The organism is Streptomyces sp. NPDC058697 (assembly GCF_042715345.1).
GTDB lineage: Bacteria > Actinomycetota > Actinomycetes > Streptomycetales > Streptomycetaceae > Streptomyces > Streptomyces liliifuscus.
The window spans coordinates 13,259-28,303 of record NZ_JBHXSU010000016.1 but is presented as its reverse complement, the minus strand read 5'-3'; the positions used below and the strand labels follow the sequence as shown (position 1 = coordinate 28,303).

Annotated in this window: 17 protein-coding genes; 14 read left to right on the top strand and 3 right to left on the bottom strand. The window is 71.9% G+C overall.

Going from position 1 to position 15,045, the window contains the following annotated elements:
* Positions 1-17: 17 nt before the first annotated feature.
* The 3 genes from ACFWXQ_RS31170 (at position 18) to ACFWXQ_RS31160 (ending at position 2,668) form a co-directional block, all read left to right on the top strand.
* Positions 18-1,220 (top strand): sensor histidine kinase, encoded by a 1,203-nt coding sequence (locus tag ACFWXQ_RS31170; RefSeq protein WP_383935752.1) that lies wholly within the window; start codon positions 18-20, stop codon positions 1,218-1,220.
* 44 nt (positions 1,221-1,264) lie between these two features.
* Complete coding sequence (locus ACFWXQ_RS31165; RefSeq protein WP_383935755.1) at positions 1,265-1,948, top strand: response regulator; 684 nt, start codon at positions 1,265-1,267, stop codon at positions 1,946-1,948.
* Between the two features lie 87 nt (positions 1,949-2,035).
* Complete coding sequence (locus ACFWXQ_RS31160; RefSeq protein ID WP_383935757.1) at positions 2,036-2,668, top strand: AAA family ATPase; 633 nt, start codon at positions 2,036-2,038, stop codon at positions 2,666-2,668.
* A 21-nt stretch (positions 2,669-2,689) separates the two neighbouring features.
* On the opposite strand, the gene ACFWXQ_RS31155 is transcribed toward ACFWXQ_RS31160, so the two are convergent.
* Complete coding sequence (locus ACFWXQ_RS31155) at positions 2,690-3,796, bottom strand: DUF5937 family protein (protein WP_383935759.1); 1,107 nt, start codon at positions 3,794-3,796, stop codon at positions 2,690-2,692.
* Between the two features lie 167 nt (positions 3,797-3,963).
* Here ACFWXQ_RS31155 and ACFWXQ_RS31150 point away from each other — a divergent pair, with 167 nt between their 5' ends.
* On the top strand, positions 3,964-4,161 hold the full coding sequence (locus ACFWXQ_RS31150; protein ID WP_383935761.1) for a hypothetical protein: 198 nt from the start codon (positions 3,964-3,966) through the stop codon (positions 4,159-4,161).
* Positions 4,162-4,256: 95 nt separating this feature from the next.
* Here ACFWXQ_RS31150 and ACFWXQ_RS31145 read toward each other — a convergent pair whose 3' ends face one another.
* The gene (locus ACFWXQ_RS31145; RefSeq protein ID WP_383935763.1) at positions 4,257-5,504 is read right to left on the bottom strand and encodes a threonine aldolase family protein; all 1,248 of its coding nucleotides are present in this window, start codon (positions 5,502-5,504) and stop codon (positions 4,257-4,259) included.
* 147 nt (positions 5,505-5,651) lie between these two features.
* Between ACFWXQ_RS31145 and ACFWXQ_RS31140 the strand changes: the two genes are divergently transcribed.
* From ACFWXQ_RS31140 to ACFWXQ_RS31095, 10 genes are all read left to right on the top strand, one after another.
* Complete coding sequence (locus tag ACFWXQ_RS31140) at positions 5,652-6,671, top strand: Rossmann-like and DUF2520 domain-containing protein (protein ID WP_383935765.1); 1,020 nt, start codon at positions 5,652-5,654, stop codon at positions 6,669-6,671.
* 31 nt (positions 6,672-6,702) lie between these two features.
* Positions 6,703-7,692 carry a pantoate--beta-alanine ligase gene (gene panC, locus ACFWXQ_RS31135; protein WP_383935766.1) on the top strand — a complete coding sequence of 330 codons (990 nt, stop codon included), beginning with the start codon at positions 6,703-6,705 and terminating at the stop codon, positions 7,690-7,692.
* Positions 7,689-9,407, top strand: coding sequence for an L-aspartate oxidase (locus tag ACFWXQ_RS31130; protein WP_383935768.1), 1,719 nt, complete (start codon positions 7,689-7,691; stop codon positions 9,405-9,407). Before panC ends, ACFWXQ_RS31130 begins: the two co-directional genes overlap by 4 nt.
* 5 nt (positions 9,408-9,412) lie before the next feature.
* Positions 9,413-10,468: a carboxylating nicotinate-nucleotide diphosphorylase gene (gene nadC / locus ACFWXQ_RS31125; protein WP_383935770.1), complete on the top strand. Its 1,056-nt coding sequence runs from the start codon at positions 9,413-9,415 to the stop codon at positions 10,466-10,468.
* Between the two features lie 2 nt (positions 10,469-10,470).
* Positions 10,471-11,268, top strand: coding sequence for a type III pantothenate kinase (locus tag ACFWXQ_RS31120; protein WP_200397476.1), 798 nt, complete (start codon positions 10,471-10,473; stop codon positions 11,266-11,268).
* 263 nt (positions 11,269-11,531) lie between these two features.
* Positions 11,532-12,152, top strand: coding sequence for a hypothetical protein (locus tag ACFWXQ_RS31115; RefSeq protein WP_383935801.1), 621 nt, complete (start codon positions 11,532-11,534; stop codon positions 12,150-12,152).
* 70 nt (positions 12,153-12,222) lie between these two features.
* Positions 12,223-12,402 carry a hypothetical protein gene (locus ACFWXQ_RS31110; protein ID WP_189843148.1) on the top strand — a complete coding sequence of 60 codons (180 nt, stop codon included), beginning with the start codon at positions 12,223-12,225 and terminating at the stop codon, positions 12,400-12,402.
* Positions 12,403-12,582: 180 nt separating this feature from the next.
* On the top strand, positions 12,583-13,083 hold the full coding sequence (locus ACFWXQ_RS31105; RefSeq protein ID WP_383935772.1) for a BlaI/MecI/CopY family transcriptional regulator: 501 nt from the start codon (positions 12,583-12,585) through the stop codon (positions 13,081-13,083).
* A 9-nt stretch (positions 13,084-13,092) separates the two neighbouring features.
* Positions 13,093-13,632 carry an amino-acid N-acetyltransferase gene (locus tag ACFWXQ_RS31100; protein WP_383935774.1) on the top strand — a complete coding sequence of 180 codons (540 nt, stop codon included), beginning with the start codon at positions 13,093-13,095 and terminating at the stop codon, positions 13,630-13,632.
* A 247-nt stretch (positions 13,633-13,879) separates the two neighbouring features.
* Positions 13,880-14,215, top strand: a complete 336-nt coding sequence (locus ACFWXQ_RS31095) for an Lsr2 family protein (protein WP_055618215.1) — start codon at positions 13,880-13,882, stop codon at positions 14,213-14,215.
* 8 nt (positions 14,216-14,223) lie between these two features.
* Here the strand turns inward: ACFWXQ_RS31095 and ACFWXQ_RS31090 are convergent, their stop codons facing one another.
* The gene (locus ACFWXQ_RS31090; RefSeq protein ID WP_383935776.1) at positions 14,224-14,952 is read right to left on the bottom strand and encodes an SCO3374 family protein; all 729 of its coding nucleotides are present in this window, start codon (positions 14,950-14,952) and stop codon (positions 14,224-14,226) included.
* Positions 14,953-15,045 lie beyond the last annotated feature (93 nt).

Genomic DNA, 15,045 nt, shown 5'->3' with positions numbered 1-15,045 from the left:
TCCCTACGCTGGGTTACGTGCAGCGCCTCTATGACTTTCTCCGCAGGCACCCGATGTGGGTCGACAGCTTCTGGGCCGTCGTCCTGCTCGGGATCTCTGTCGTGGGCGGAACCGCCGACCAGGAGGCCGCCGGGACCGACGTCCCGGCCGTCGCCATCCCGGTCACCCTGCTCCTCTGCCTGGTGATCGCGCTGCGCAGGCGTATGCCCGAGAAGATGCTGCTGCTGGCCGTCGCCGTCGGCGTGGCACAGCTGGCACTGGACATGTCGGTCGTGCCGGCCGACTTCGCGCTTCTGGTGATCACCTACACCGTGGCGTCGAACGGCACGCGCTGGGCCTCCCGGCTCGCCCTGACCGCCGGTCTGTTCGCGGCGCCCCTCTCGCAGCTGCGCTGGCCGGACGGGAACACGAGCGGCGCGGGCCACGTGGCGATAGTGGTCTTCCAGATGGTCCCGTTCGCCCTCGCCTGGGTGCTCGGCGACTCCCTGCGCACCCGCCGCGCCTACTTCGCGCAGCTGGAGGAGCGGGCCGCCCGGCTCGAAAAGGAGCGCGAGGCACAGGCCAAGGTCGCCGTCGCCGCCGAGCGCGCCCGGATCGCCCGCGAGCTGCACGACGTGGTCGCGCACAACGTCTCGGTGATGGTGGTCCAGGCCGACGGCGCGGCATACGTCCTCGACTCCGCTCCCGACCAGGCCAAGAAGGCCCTGGAGACCATCTCCGGGACGGGCAGGCAGGCCCTCGCCGAGATGCGCCGCCTCCTCGGCGTACTGCGCACCGGCGAACACCAGGAGTCCGGCGAGTACGTACCGCAGCCCGACGTGGAGCAGCTCGACGACCTCGTGGAGCAGTGCCGCAGCTCCGGCCTCCCCGTCGACTTCAAGATCGAGGGGACCCCGCGCCCCCTGCCCAGCGGCGTGGAGCTCACGGCCTACCGCATCGTGCAGGAGGCCCTCACCAACACCCGCAAGCACGGGGGGCCGAACACGGGGGCGAGCGTGCGACTGGTCTACTTCGACGACGGCCTCGGCCTGCTGGTCGAGGACGACGGCAAGGGCGCCCCGCACGAGCTGTACGAGGAGGGCGGCGCCGACGGCCGGGGCCACGGCCTGATCGGGATGCGCGAGCGCGTCGGTATGGTCGGCGGCACCCTGGACGCCGGACCGCGGCCCGGCGGCGGTTTTCGCATCAGCGCCCTGCTTCCGCTCAAGCCGGCCCACTGACACGTGCACGCTTCAGCTCCACGAACCGACCGGAGGACCTTCCCATGCCGATCCGCGTGATGCTCGTCGACGACCAGGTGCTGCTGCGCACCGGGTTCCGGATGGTGCTCGCCGCCCAGCCGGACATGGAGGTCGTGGCGGAGGCGGGCGACGGCGTCGAGGCCCTCCAGGTGCTGCGCGCGACCGAGGTCGACGTGGTGCTCATGGACGTACGCATGCCGAAGCTGGACGGCGTGGAGACCACCCGCCGCATCTGTCAGGACGCGAACCCGCCCAAGGTGCTGATCCTGACCACCTTCGACCTCGACGAGTACGCCTTCTCGGGACTCAAGGCCGGCGCCTCCGGCTTCATGCTCAAGGACGTGCCGCCGGGCGAACTCCTCGCCGCGATCCGCTCCGTGCACAGCGGGGACGCGGTGGTCGCGCCCTCCACCACCCGGCGCCTGCTCGACCGGTTCGCGCCGATGCTGCCCAACGCCGGCAAGGAGACCCAGCACAAGGAGCTGGAGCGGCTCACCGGGCGTGAGCGCGAGGTGATGATCCTGGTCGCGCAGGGGCTGTCGAACGGCGAGATCGCGGCCCGGCTCGTCCTCTCCGAGGCGACGGTCAAGACCCATGTGGGCCGCATCCTCACCAAGCTGGGCCTGCGCGACCGCGTCCAGGTCGTCGTCCTCGCGTACGAGACGGGTCTGGTGCGGGCCGGGGGCGGGAGCGGGGGACAGGGCTGAGGCGGCGGGCGGTGAGGCGTCCGGAAGCCGGGCAGGGGCCGGGCCGTACGTGACCGGGGTGTAATCGGCGGCCACTAGGGTCTGCGCATGCTTGTGTGGATCAACGGCCCTTTCGGGGGCGGTAAGTCACAGACCGCGTACGAGCTCCAGCGGCGGCTGCCCGGCAGCGTCGTCTGCGATCCCGAGCACGCCGGCTTCGGTCTGCGCCGCATGCTGCCGCCCGAACTGCGCGGGAACTTCCAGGACTTGGCCTCCTGGCGGCAGGGCGTGGTCGAGGTGCTCGACCTCGCCCTCACCAAGCACGACGGAGTCGTCATCGCGCCCATGACGGTCACCGACTTCGGCTACTTCGACGAGACCGTCGGGCTGCTGCGCGAAAAGGGGCACGACGTACGCCACTTCACGCTCCTCGCCGAGCGCGAGACCGTCCTGAGGCGGCTGCGCGAGCGCGGCTTCGGGCATCTCCTCCGGTACGTCGCCGGCAAGGACGCCCCGCTTCGCAGGGAGAGCTGGGCGGTCCAGCAGCTCGACCACTGCCTGGAGCGGCTGCGCGAACCGGAGTTCGCCGAGCACCTGTGGACCGACCACACGACGGTCGCCAGGACGGCCGACCGCATCGCGGTCCTGGCGGGCCTGACCCTCGCGCCGAACAAGGACAGTGCCCTGCGGGGCCGGCTGCGACGGTCCTGGACGAGCGCCAGGCACATCCGCTTCGACTGATCCGCCGCCGGAAGGCGCGGCTCAGCGCAGGATGCCCTCCAGGAAGTCGCTGCCCAGCCGGGCCACCATCGTGACGTCCAGCTGGTGCAGGACGTACCGTCCGCGGCGGCGGGTGGTGAGCAGGCCCGCCTTCTTCAGGACACTCAGGTGCCGGGATATCTCGGGCGGGGTCATGCCGTGCGTCTGGGCCAGCTCGCTCGTGGTGAAGGCGCTGCGGGCCAGACTGCGGCACAGGCGCATCCGCACCGGGTGGGACAGGGCCGTCATCCTCAGGGTCAGCTGCTCGACGGAGGGCGGGGCCGCCAGCTCGGGGGAGCCGACCGGATAGTGCAGCACCGGCTGCCAGCCGTACCGGTGCAGCACCATGAGGTGGGGCCAGCCGAGGCTCGTCGGCACCAGCAGCAGGCTGCTGTCCCGGACCGTGGTGTGGCCGCTGCCCAGCTTGTCGACGGTGACGCGGCCGGCCGCCTCGTCGAGCGCCACCGCGGGCGACACCGAAGCCAGCGCCTCGGCCAGGCCCTTGCGTCTGAGCAGGTCCGTCTTGTGGCGGGCGTCCGCCGCGAGCTGGTGGCGCAGCCGGGACCAGGTCTCGGCGAAGAAGGCCTCGTCGCAGTCCTCCAGGAACTGGCGCAGCCAGGCGCGGATCCTGGGCGGGTCCTCCAGCAGCCGCGCGGTGAACTCCGCCGGCCGGGGTCCGCGCGCGGCGGCCAGCTCCAGCGCGCGCCGACGGGCCCCGGCATGGGTGAGCGCGCCCGCGCCCTGTGCGTCGTACGGCAGGGCGCAGGTGAATTCGAGGGCCGCGTCCACGAACTGGTCGTCCGTCAGTTTGTCGAGCAGGTCCAGGTCCTCGGCCAGAGTGGCGCCGGGGAGCGCGGTGCCGCCGCCCACCCCCGCATACGGCAGGAACAGGTCCGAGAAGGTCGTCCGCCACAGGAAGTCGGCCTCGCACATCCGGTCCGCCAGATGCGGGTCGAGCCGTGCGGTCACCCCGGTCGCCCAGCCCTGCAGCCCGGGATGGTGCCCCGGCTCGGCCAGTGCGTGCAGCGCCATGCAGAGCTCGGCCAGGGGCGAGGGCACGACGGCCACCCGCTCCCTGCGGAGCCCGGAAATGTCGATGGTCACGCTCATGACCTCATGGTGCACCCCGCCACTGACAACGCGGCCGTCGATTGACGACGCCGGTCAATCGACGCGACGCCCCGGCCGGGCGCGCGCAAGCTGGGATCACAGAACCGGGGCAACCGCGGGGCCCACGGAGTTCACGTCCGTACCCAGTCCCGAAGAGGCGATCCGCCATGAGCATCACCCAGCAGTACCTCCTCGACACCTACCGCGCCCGGCAGCACGGCGACCCGACCCCGCCGGCCCCCGGCACCCATGACTGGCAGGCCATGCGCGAACTCGCCGACCACCGCCGGTTCCGCGCGGCCCTGACCGCACGTCCGGCCCGGGGCCGGATCCGGGCGGCACTGACCCGGCTGCTTGGGCACTGAGGCCCACCGAGGGCGCCGACTTCTCAGGCGCCGGCCCAGGCGGTGGCGCCGGTCCAGGTGGTCGGCGCGGGAGCCGTGCCACGACATCGGCCCGGTCAGCGCGGGAGCCGCGACACGAAGTCGGCGACCGCCGCTCGGACGTCCTCCGCGGTCCACTCCAGGCCCGGCGCGGCCACCGTGACCTCGGTGAACGCCAGATCGGGGCCGCCCCGCTGCCAGACCTGCGGGAACAGGCCGGTCCTCGTCTCCTCGGCCTGCAGCGTCCCCGTGTCGGTGAGGACATCGGCGTCGTACGGCAGCCAGACCTGGAACTGGTGGGTGTGCGGCTCCTCGGGGTGGACCCGGGCCCAGGGCACCCCGGCCGCGGCGAACCCCTCGCGCAGCGCCGCGGCGACCACGCGCGCGTGGGCCACGTACTCCGGGAGCCGGGGCAGCTCCTTCTCCAGGCCGATCAGCGCGGACAGGGCGGTGGGGAACTGCTGGAGGATCTGCCCTCCGTAGCGGTGGCGCCAGGCCTTCGCCTCGTCGACGAGTGTCTTCGGGCCCGCGAGGGCGGCGCCGCCGAATCCGTCGAGCGACTTGTAGAAGGACACGTAGACGCTGTCCGCGAGGTCCGCGATCTCGTCCAGGGAGTGGCCGAGGCGGGTGGTGCACTCCCACAGGCGGGCCCCGTCGAGGTGCACGACAGCGTCGCGTTCGCGTGCCGCGTCCGTGACGTCGACCAGTTCCTCCCAGGACGGCAGGACGAAACCGGCCTCCCTGAGGGGCAGTTCCAGGAACAGCGTCCCGAAGGGCTCGTCCAGGTCGCGTACCTCCTCGGCGGAGGGCATCCGCGGCTCGCGTGTCGGATGGACGGTCCGCAGGTTGCTGACCGTGCTCAGGGAATGCCGTTCGTGGACCTCCGGGTGGGAGAGGGGATGCATCGCCACCGTGGTATTCCCCGTACGGCCCGCCCAGCAGCGCAGTGCGACCTGCTGGGCCATGGTGCCCGAGGGGAAGAAGGCGGCGGCCTCCTTGCCGAGCAGGGCCGCGACCCGCTCCTCCAGGGTTTCGACGATCCCGTCGCCGTACATGTCCACCGGCCTGTCCAGGTCGTACACGTCGGGTGCCGCGTCCGTCAGCCGGGTCAGCAGCTCACCGACCGTGGAGCGGAAACCGGGCCGCCACAGCACCCGCCGCGCCCCTCGCCAGGCGACCGTGCGCCGCTCGCGCCGCTGCTCGGCCGTCTCTTCCGCGCCCTGCCCCGCCGAACCGTCCGCCGCCTGCTCGGCTGCCCGCTCCGCCGCCCGCTCCGCCGCCGGTTCCGCCGCCTGTTCCACCGAATGCTCCGCCGTATCGCCCATGCCCGGATCATGCAGGACACCCAGGCGGCCGGGCATGCGAATTCCCCACAGCCTGTGGACAGAAAAACGGCCCTCGGACCAATCGCGTTAACATGACGAGAAATCGTCCGGTACCCCGAGCGGACTGGAACGGAAGGCCGCCGTCGAGTGAGTACATTCCCCCAGCCAGACCCCAAGGACCGCCCCGCGCGGCTCACCGTCGGTGTGGTCGGCACCGGTCGCGTGGGCCCCGCCCTGGCCGCGTCGCTGCAGCTCGCCGGACACCGCCCGGTGGCCGCCTCCGGAGTCTCCGACGCCTCCCGGCGACGAGCGGCGGAGCTGCTGCCCGACGTGCCGCTGGTGACCCCCGGGCAGGTCCTGGACCGGGCCGACCTGGTGCTCCTGACCGTCCCGGACGACGCCCTGCCGGGACTGGCCGAGGGCCTCGCCGAGACCGGTGCCGTACGGCCGGGACAGCTCGTCGTGCACACCTCCGGGCGGTACGGCACGAGGGTCCTGGACCCCATGCTGCGCGCCGGTGCGCTGCCGCTCGCGCTGCACCCCGCGATGACGTTCACCGGCACTCCGGTGGACGTGCAGCGCCTTGCCGGGTGCTCCTTCGGGGTCACCGCGCCCGAGGAGCTGCGTCTGGCCGCCGAGGCCCTGGTCATCGAGATGGGCGGTGAGCCCGAGTGGATCGCCGAGGCCTCCCGGCCGCTCTACCACGCGGCCCTCGCGCTCGGCGCCAACCACCTGGTGACGCTGGTCGCCGAGTCCATGGAGCTGCTGCGCGCGGCGGGCGTCGAGGCCCCGGACCGGATGCTGGGCCCGCTGCTGGGCGCCGCCCTGGACAACGCACTGAGGTCGGGCGACGCGGCCCTCACGGGACCGGTGGCGCGCGGTGACGCGGGCACGGTCGCCGCGCACGTCGCCGAGTTGCGCAAGCACGCGCCGCAGACCGTCGCCGGCTATCTGGCGATGGCCCGCGCGACCGCCGACCGGGCCCTCGCCCACGGCCTGCTCAAGCCGGAACTCGCCGAGGACCTCCTCGGAGTACTCGCCAACGGGACGGCCGGGACCGCCGGGCCGGGCGGAACGGGCGGCCCCGACGGCCCGAACGGGACCGACGGAACGAACGGACCCGGCGGAACGAACGGACCCGACGGGCCCGAAGGAGACGCCCGATGACGCGCGCAGGTGCCGAGAACGGAGCGACCCGATGACCACCACCGTGCTGCGCACCGCCGACGAGCTCCACGCGCGCGTGCGCACCGGCCGCCGTGCCGTCGTGATGACCATGGGCGCCCTGCACGAGGGCCACGCGACGCTGATCCGCACGGCCCGTGGGATCGCGGGCGACGGCGAGGTCGTCGTCACCGTCTTCGTGAACCCCCTCCAGTTCGGCGCGGGCGAGGACCTCGACCGCTACCCGCGCACCCTGGACGCCGACGTCAAGATCGCCGGACTGGCGGGCGCGGACGTCGTGTTCGCCCCCTCCGTGGACGAGGTCTACCCGGGCGGCGAACCCCAGGTCCGCATCAGCGCCGGCCCCATGGGCGGGCGCCTGGAGGGGGCGACCCGTCCCGGGCACTTCGACGGCATGCTCACCGTCGTCGCCAAACTGCTGCACCTCACCCGCCCCGACGTGGCGCTGTTCGGGCAGAAGGACGCCCAGCAGCTCGCCCTGATCCGCCGCATGGTGCGAGACCTGAACTTCGGCATGGAGATCGTCGGCGTCCCGACGGTGCGCGAGGCGGACGGCCTGGCCCTGTCCAGCCGCAACCGCTATCTGTCGGCCACCGAGCGCCGCACCGCACTCGCGCTGTCCCAGGCCCTGTTCGCGGGCAGCGACCGGCACGCCGCCCAGGAGGCCCTGCGCGCGCGTGCCCGTGAAGTGCCCGCCACGCACGCGCGTGCCGAGGCCCTCAGCGCCATCGGCGAGTCCCGCGCCGCGGCCGACACGCACGCCGTCGCCAAGGCGGCCCCCGGCGGCCCCGCCGCGGTCCGCGCCGCCGCCCGCCTCGTCCTCGACGACGCGGCCCGCCTCAAGCCGCCGCTCGCGCTGGACTACCTCGCGCTGGTCGATCCGTCCGACTTCACCGAGATCCCGGACGACCACACCGGTGAGGCGGTCCTCGCCGTCGCCGCCAGGGTCGGGACCACCCGGCTGATCGACAACATTCCTCTGACCTTCGGAGCCGCCTCGTGACCAGCACAGGCATACGTCTGTACGCGCCCGCCCCTGGCTGGTCTGTCGCCGCCGACGTCGTGGTCGTCGGTTCTGGAGTCGCCGGACTCACCGCGGCCCTGCGCTGCGACGCCGCCGGCCTGCGCACCGTCGTCGTCACCAAGGCCAGCCTCGACGACGGCTCCACCCGCTGGGCCCAGGGCGGCATAGCCGCGGCCCTCGGCGAGGGCGACACCCCGGAGCAGCACCTCGACGACACCCTGGTCGCGGGCGCGGGACTGTGCGACGAGGAAGCCGTCCGCATCCTCGTCACCGAGGGCCCCGACGCCGTACGCCGGCTCATCGAGACCGGCGCCCACTTCGACGAGTCCGAAGGGGGCGTCCTGGAGCTGACCCGCGAGGGCGGCCACCACCGCCGCCGCATCGCCCACGCGGGCGGCGACGCCACCGGCGCCGAGATCTCCCGGGCCCTCGTCGAGGCAGTACGCGCGCGTGGACTGCGTACGGTCGAGAACGCGCTCGTCCTGGACCTCCTCACGGACGCCGACGGACGCACCGCGGGCGTGACCCTGCACGTCATGGGAGAGGGCCAGCACGACGGCGTGGGAGCCGTCCACGCGCCCGCCGTGGTCCTCGCGACCGGCGGCATGGGCCAGGTCTTCTCGGCGACCACCAATCCCTCCGTCTCCACCGGCGACGGCGTGGCGCTCGCGCTGCGCGCCGGCGCCGAGGTCAGCGACCTGGAGTTCGTGCAGTTCCACCCGACCGTGCTGTTCCTCGGCGCGGACGCCGAGGGCCAGCAGCCCCTGGTCTCCGAGGCGGTCCGCGGCGAGGGCGCCCACCTGGTCGACGCGGGCGGCGTGCGCTTCATGGCAGGCCAGCACGAACTGGCCGAGCTCGCCCCCCGCGACATCGTCGCCAAGGGCATCATGCGGCGCATGCAGGAGCAGGACGCCGAGCACATGTACCTGGACGCCCGGCACTTCGGCGCCCACATGTGGGAGCACCGCTTCCCGACGATCCTCGCCGCCTGCCGCGCCCACGGCATCGACCCGGTCACCGAGCCCGTCCCGGTCGCCCCGGCCGCCCACTACGCCTCCGGAGGCGTCCGTACGGACTCCCGGGGCCGTACGACCGTCCCCGGCCTGTACGCGTGCGGCGAGGTCGCCTGCACCGGCGTCCACGGCGCCAACCGGCTCGCCTCCAACTCCCTCCTGGAGGGCCTGGTCTACGCCGAGCGCATCGCCGCCGACATCGTGGGCGGCCACGAGGAGAACAGCCTCCACGCGCGCGTGCCCGCCCCCGTGGCCCACCCGGACAGGCCCGCCCATCCGCTGCTCGCCCCCGAGGCACGCTTCGCGATCCAGCGGATCATGACCGACGGCGCCGGGGTCCTGCGCTCGGCCGCCTCCCTGGAGACCGCGGCCGAGCGCATCCAGCAGCTGCACACCGAAGCCCGCGACGCCCTCGACGTGTACGGCAAGACGGCCGAGCCCGGCGTCGACACCTGGGAGGCCACCAACCTCCTGTGCGTGGCCCGCGTCCTCGTCTCCGCCGCCCGGCTGCGCGAGGAGACCCGCGGCTGCCACTGGCGGGAGGACAAAGGTGAACGGGACGACACGAACTGGCGGCGCCACATCGTCGTGCGGCTGAATCCCGACCGGACACTCGCCGTACACACCACCGACACCCCAGACTTCCCCCCGACACAGCAGTCCCGTCCCCAGGAGCAGTGACAGAAGTGAGCACCCCCGACCTTCCCCTCCTCACCGGCGGTGGCTGCGGCGACGGCTGCGGCTGCGGCGCCGCAGGGGAGTACGACGTCGATCCCCTGGAGTACGCCGAGTGCGGGCTCGACCCCGCCCTCGCGCAGCTCCTCGCCGACGCCGGGCTCGACCCCGTAGAGATCGAGGACATCGCCCATCTGGCCATCGAGGAGGACCTCGACCACGGCGTGGACGTGACCACGGTCGCGACCATCCCCGAGGAGGCCGTCGCCACCGCCGACTTCACCGCCCGCGAGGCCGGTGTCGTCGCGGGCCTCAGGGTCGCCGAGGCGGTCGTCTCCGTGGTCTGCACGGACGAGTTCGAGGTCGAGCGGCACGTCGACGACGGCGACCGCGTCGAGGCCGGCCAGCAGCTCCTGAGCGTCATGACCCGAACCCGCGACCTGCTGACGGCCGAGCGCAGCGCCCTGAACCTCCTGTGCCGGCTCTCTGGCATCGCGACGGCCACGCGCGCGTGGGCGGACGTTCTGGAGGGCACCGGCACGCGCGTGCGCGACACCCGCAAGACGACGCCGGGACTGCGCTCCCTGGAGAAGTTCGCGGTCCGCATGGGCGGCGGAGTCAACCACCGCATGTCCCTCTCGGACGCGGCCCTCGTCAAGGACAACCACGTGGTCGCCGCGGGCGGCGTCGCCCAGGCCTTCAAGGCCGTACGGGAGACCTTCCCGGACGTGCCGATCGAGGTCGAGGTCGACACCCTGGACCAGCTCCGCGAGGTCGTGGACGCGGGCGCCGACCTGATCCTCCTCGACAACTTCACGCCCGGCGAGTGCGAGGAGGCAGTCGCGATCGTCGGCGGCCGCGCACTCCTGGAGGCCTCGGGCCGCCTCACCCTGGACACCGCCCCGACGTACGCGAAGACGGGCGTCGACTTCCTCGCGGTGGGCGCCCTCACGCACTCCTCGCCCATCCTCGACATCGGCCTCGACCTGCGCGAGGCCTCCGAGGCGTCCGAGGTCTCGCGGACGTCCGAGGTCTCCGACGCGTCGACGACGAGCGAGGCCGAGTAGACATGCTGCTCACGATCGACGTAGGCAACACGCACACCGTCCTCGGCCTCTTCGACGGCGAGGACATCGTCGAGCACTGGCGCATCTCCACGGACGCCCGCCGCACCGCGGACGAGCTGGCCGTACTCCTCCAGGGCCTGATGGGCATGCACCCGCTCCTCGGCGACGAGCTGGGCGACGGCATCGACGGCATCGCCATCTGCTCGACCGTCCCCTCGGTCCTGCACGAGCTGCGCGAGGTGACCCGCCGCTACTACGGCGACGTACCCGCCGTCCTCGTCGAACCGGGCATCAAGACGGGCGTCCCGATCCTGATGGACAACCCCAAGGAGGTCGGCGCCGACCGCATCATCAACGCGGTCGCGGCCGTCGAGCTCTACGGCGGCCCTGCCATCGTCGTCGACTTCGGCACGGCGACGACGTTCGACGCGGTCTCCGCGCGCGGGGAGTACGCCGGCGGCGTCATCGCCCCCGGCATCGAGATCTCCGTCGAGGCACTCGGCGTCCGCGGCGCCCAGCTCCGCAAGATCGAGATCGCCCGCCCCCGCACGGTCATCGGCAAGAACACCGTCGAGGCCATGCAGTCGGGCATCATCTACGGCTTCGCGGGCCAGGTCGACGGCGTCGTCAACCGCATGGCCCGAGAACTCGCCGACGACCCCGACGACGTCACGGTCATCGCCACCGGCGGCCTCGCCCCCATGGTCCTCGGCGAATCCTCGGTCATCGACGAACACGAACCCTGGCTGACATTGATCGGCCTCCGCCTGGTCTACGAAAGAAACGTGTCCCGCACCTAGACGCCCCAAAGGGGCGCGGGGAACTGCGCGAGCAACCCAGGACGACCCGCAGGCAACGCGCGTCCCCCGGTCGCACCCACCCAGGGGCGCGGGGAACTGCGCGCCCAGCCCCCACCCGCCCGCACGTCCCCACGCACCCTCGGTGGCACCCCCGTAATCACGGCGCGGCGAAGCCACGCCACACCGGCACCCGATCTACGGATTTTGTCTGATTAGCGCGTATCGTCGCGAGCATGCCCACGCCCTATGGATCCCGCGGCGGCATGGCGTTCGGTGCGGAGGAGCTGCGTGTGCTCCGACGTGCGCTCGCTCTCGCCCTCCACCCCCGCCCCGCCTCGGCCGAGGACGTCCAGGACTGCCTCCGCCTGGCGGAGGCAGTCGACGAGGCGGCCCGCGAGGGCGCCCGGCTGCGCGCCTTCCTGCTGGCCGACCTCGCCCGCTACCGCGCCGCGCTCCCCGGCACGGCGGCCGGCTATCTGACGCTCCTTGAGGAGGCCCTCGTGGTCGGCTATCACCCGGTCCCGGACGACCTCGCCGCGCTGCGCGCCCTGCGCGGCAACCCCGTCGCGGCGGTCCTCCTCGACCGCTGCCACGACCTCGCGGAGCAGGACGTACGCCTGCGTCTCGCCCTCCGTGCGGTCCCGGCCTCCCGCAGTCGTGCGCGCACCCGTCTGACGGCCCTCCCTGGCGGCCTCGCCGCCGCCACCGAGGAACCCGGCAGGAAGCCCGCGGAAAAGCCCGCCGAGAAGCCGGCCTCCCCACAGCCCAAGCCGCAGTCCCCGCGCCGCGACCGCCCCATCCCCACCCCCGGCGAGGTCTTCCCCCCGAGGCGCAAACCGGCCGCCCCGCCCGCGAACGCACCGCAGCAGCTCGCCGCGGTCTAGCCGCACCGTGGGGGCGGCCCGCGCCACCCCCACCCCGCACCCCCCACGGCCCCTGGCTACTCTGGACGGCATGGACTACGTCTCCGCGCTCGTGCCCCCGGTAGTGATGGCCGTGTTCTTCACCGGTCTGATCGTGACGATCGTGAAGACCCAGGGCGGCGCCAACAAGGCCAAGGAGGACGCGGTCGTCGACGCGGCCCTCGCCCGCGCCGAGAGCACCCGCCAGGCCTCCCGCGACACCGGCGCCTGAGCCCCACCCGGGCGCCGGACGGCGTCCACCCCGTGGCGTACGACTCATCAGCTTTTCGAGTCGTACGCCCTTTTTGTTGCTGTTTGTCATCCAAAGCCACGTCCACCGCGTGATTGGCGACATCTCCCCCTATTGTTCTGAGCTGTGCCTCGCCCATTGGGAGAACTCGAAGACGCGGTCATGACGCGGGTGTGGAAGTGGAACCGCCCGGTGACCGTTCGGGAAGTCCTGGAAGACCTTCAGCAGGAGCGGTCCATCGCCTACACGACGGTGATGACCGTTTTGGACAATCTCCATCAGAAGGGCTGGGTGCGTCGCGAAGCCGAAGGCCGGGCCTATCGATATGAGGCGGTCTCCACCCGCGCCGCCTACGCGGCGGCACTGATGAACGAAGCCTGGACCCAGAGCGACAACCCGGCCGCCGCTCTCGTCGCCTTCTTCGGCATGATGTCCCCGGAACAGCGTGAAGCACTGCGCGATGCCGTGCGTATGGTCCAAGGCCCCGAGGAAACCCCCGCGCCACAGAACCCGACGGCGGAGAACCCGGCAGTCGAGAACCCGGCAGTCGAGAACCCGGTAGCCGAGAACCTGGCAGTCGAGAACCCGGCCGCGGAGAACCCGGAAGCGGAGAACCCCGTCGGCGAGAACCCCGCCGCCGCCGGGGGCGAGACCGGGCGATAACGTCCGCTCATGCCAGCAGAGCAGCCCGAAGCCGCCACTAAAGCCCTCACCGTCCGCCGGGCCAGGACCAGCGATGTCCCGGCGGTTCGACGTCTCCTCGACGCCTACGTCCGCGGCGGCATCCTGCTCGACAAAGCGACGGTGACGCTTTACGAGGACATCCAGGAGTTCTGGGTCGCGGAACACGACTCCGGTTCAACCACGGAGGTCGTGGGCTGCGGCGCTCTGCACGTCATGTGGGAAGACCTCGCGGAAGTCCGCACTCTCGCCGTGGACGGCTCGATGAAGGGCGCCGGCGTCGGACATCAGTTGCTGGGGAAGTTGCTGGACACCGCCCGCTGGCTCGGTGTTCGCCGCGTATTCTGCCTGACCTTCGAAGTCGACTTCTTCGCGAAGCACGGCTTCGTGGAGATCGGTGAGACACCTGTGGACACCGATGTCTACGCCGAGCTGTTGCGTTCCTATGACGAGGGCGTGGCCGAGTTCCTCGGTCTCGAACGAGTGAAACCGAACACCTTGGGCAACAGCCGGATGCTTCTGCATCTGTGATCGCCACCCCGTAATACCCGCGGCATACTCCCGCCACTAGCCCGGCGGCCCTTGCCCGCGGGCCCTATGTCCGAAACGCGCACGTTTCCGGTCTTCCCGGGTCCGTCGGTCTCTGCCAGGGGTTTGTGTTTTTCCAGCAAAAGCGGTTTGCTTTCCGACGTACTGCAGTAGTGCATATAACAGGGACGTGAAACAGCGGCGGCCGCCGCGGACCCCGTCCCTGAAGATATCGATGAAAGGAAATCCGGTGGCACAGAAGGTTCAGGTCCTTCTTGTCGACGACCTCGACGGCGGCGAGGCGGACGAGACCGTGACGTTCGCGTTGGACGGCAAGACGTACGAGATCGATCTCACGACTGCCAATGCGGACAAGCTCCGTGGACTTCTCGAGCCGTACGTCAAGGGCGGTCGTCGTACCGGAGGCCGCGCCTCGGGGAGCCGTGGAAAGGCGCGCGCCGCTTCCGGTGGCAGCCAGGACACCGCTCAGATCCGCGCGTGGGCGAAGGAGAACGGCTACGAGGTCAATGACCGCGGTCGCGTTCCGGCGTCCATTCGTGAGGCTTACGAGAAGGCCAACGGCTGAGCAGAGGCCTACGACATGGCCAAAGGCTGAGCACAGGAACGGCGCAGCCGGATGCGATGGCATTCCGTCGCCATCGTGTCCACGAGTCGTACGAGATCGGGGGCGCCCCCAACGCCCCCACCGAGCGCCGACAGCGTCGGCAGCGACGGCTCCACCTCGCAGCCAGGCTCAGGGGGTCGCAGCCAGACAGCGGCCCCCTGCGAGTCGTCCACAGCGGTATCCGCAGACGTATGCGCGGGGACAGGTACGGGGGTCCCCGCAAGTCGCGGTGTGCCGGGCGCCGGAGTAACGGGCGCCAAAGTGCCGAGCGCCGAAGCAACGGGCGCCGAAGTGCCGAGCGTGAAGGTGCCGGGCGGCAGCGGTGCCTCGATGTGCCCGCCCTCGCCGATCGCCCTGAGATCCAGCGCGAGAGCCCCCCACTCCAGCCAGTCGAGCAGCCCCGGCAGCTCGTCCGCGCTTCCCGCTGCCACCAGAATCCGCATCCGGTCCGCCCGCACGGCCACCGGAGAGCCCGGCCGCAGATGCCGCAGCGCCGCGTACCCCGCCTCCACCGGTGCGTCCAGTACGTCGAAACGCAGCCCCGTCGGCAGGTCCACGGGAGTGCCGGGCACGGTCGGCCAGCCCAGTTCGTTCTCGTACCAATGCCGGACCGCGCGACTCGCGTGGCTCGGGTGGCCCGAGTCGCTCGGGTGACTCGTGTCGAGGGGCCGGCGGGGAGAAGGGACCGTGAAGACCATGCAAGGCCAACCGCCACAGCCGCGTTCGAGTTACGCTGGGTGGCTTCGCGTGTGCGCAGAGTGTCCGAAAAGTGGGCGCTCCGCAGCGGTCCG

Coding starts and splice junctions, on each gene's coding strand:
- panC (WP_383935766.1), top strand. CDS start 6,703: ATGACCACCACCGTGCTGCGCACCGCCGACGAGCTCCACGCGCGCGTG.
- ACFWXQ_RS31160 (WP_383935757.1), top strand. CDS start 2,036: ATGCTTGTGTGGATCAACGGCCCTTTCGGGGGCGGTAAGTCACAGACC.
- ACFWXQ_RS31150 (WP_383935761.1), top strand. CDS start 3,964: ATGAGCATCACCCAGCAGTACCTCCTCGACACCTACCGCGCCCGGCAG.
- ACFWXQ_RS31120 (WP_200397476.1), top strand. CDS start 10,471: ATGCTGCTCACGATCGACGTAGGCAACACGCACACCGTCCTCGGCCTC.
- ACFWXQ_RS31155 (WP_383935759.1), bottom strand. CDS start 3,796: ATGAGCGTGACCATCGACATTTCCGGGCTCCGCAGGGAGCGGGTGGCC.
- ACFWXQ_RS31145 (WP_383935763.1), bottom strand. CDS start 5,504: ATGGGCGATACGGCGGAGCATTCGGTGGAACAGGCGGCGGAACCGGCG.
- ACFWXQ_RS31090 (WP_383935776.1), bottom strand. CDS start 14,952: ATGGTCTTCACGGTCCCTTCTCCCCGCCGGCCCCTCGACACGAGTCAC.
- ACFWXQ_RS31100 (WP_383935774.1), top strand. CDS start 13,093: ATGCCAGCAGAGCAGCCCGAAGCCGCCACTAAAGCCCTCACCGTCCGC.
- ACFWXQ_RS31110 (WP_189843148.1), top strand. CDS start 12,223: ATGGACTACGTCTCCGCGCTCGTGCCCCCGGTAGTGATGGCCGTGTTC.
- ACFWXQ_RS31115 (WP_383935801.1), top strand. CDS start 11,532: ATGGCGTTCGGTGCGGAGGAGCTGCGTGTGCTCCGACGTGCGCTCGCT.
- ACFWXQ_RS31105 (WP_383935772.1), top strand. CDS start 12,583: ATGACGCGGGTGTGGAAGTGGAACCGCCCGGTGACCGTTCGGGAAGTC.
- ACFWXQ_RS31165 (WP_383935755.1), top strand. CDS start 1,265: ATGCCGATCCGCGTGATGCTCGTCGACGACCAGGTGCTGCTGCGCACC.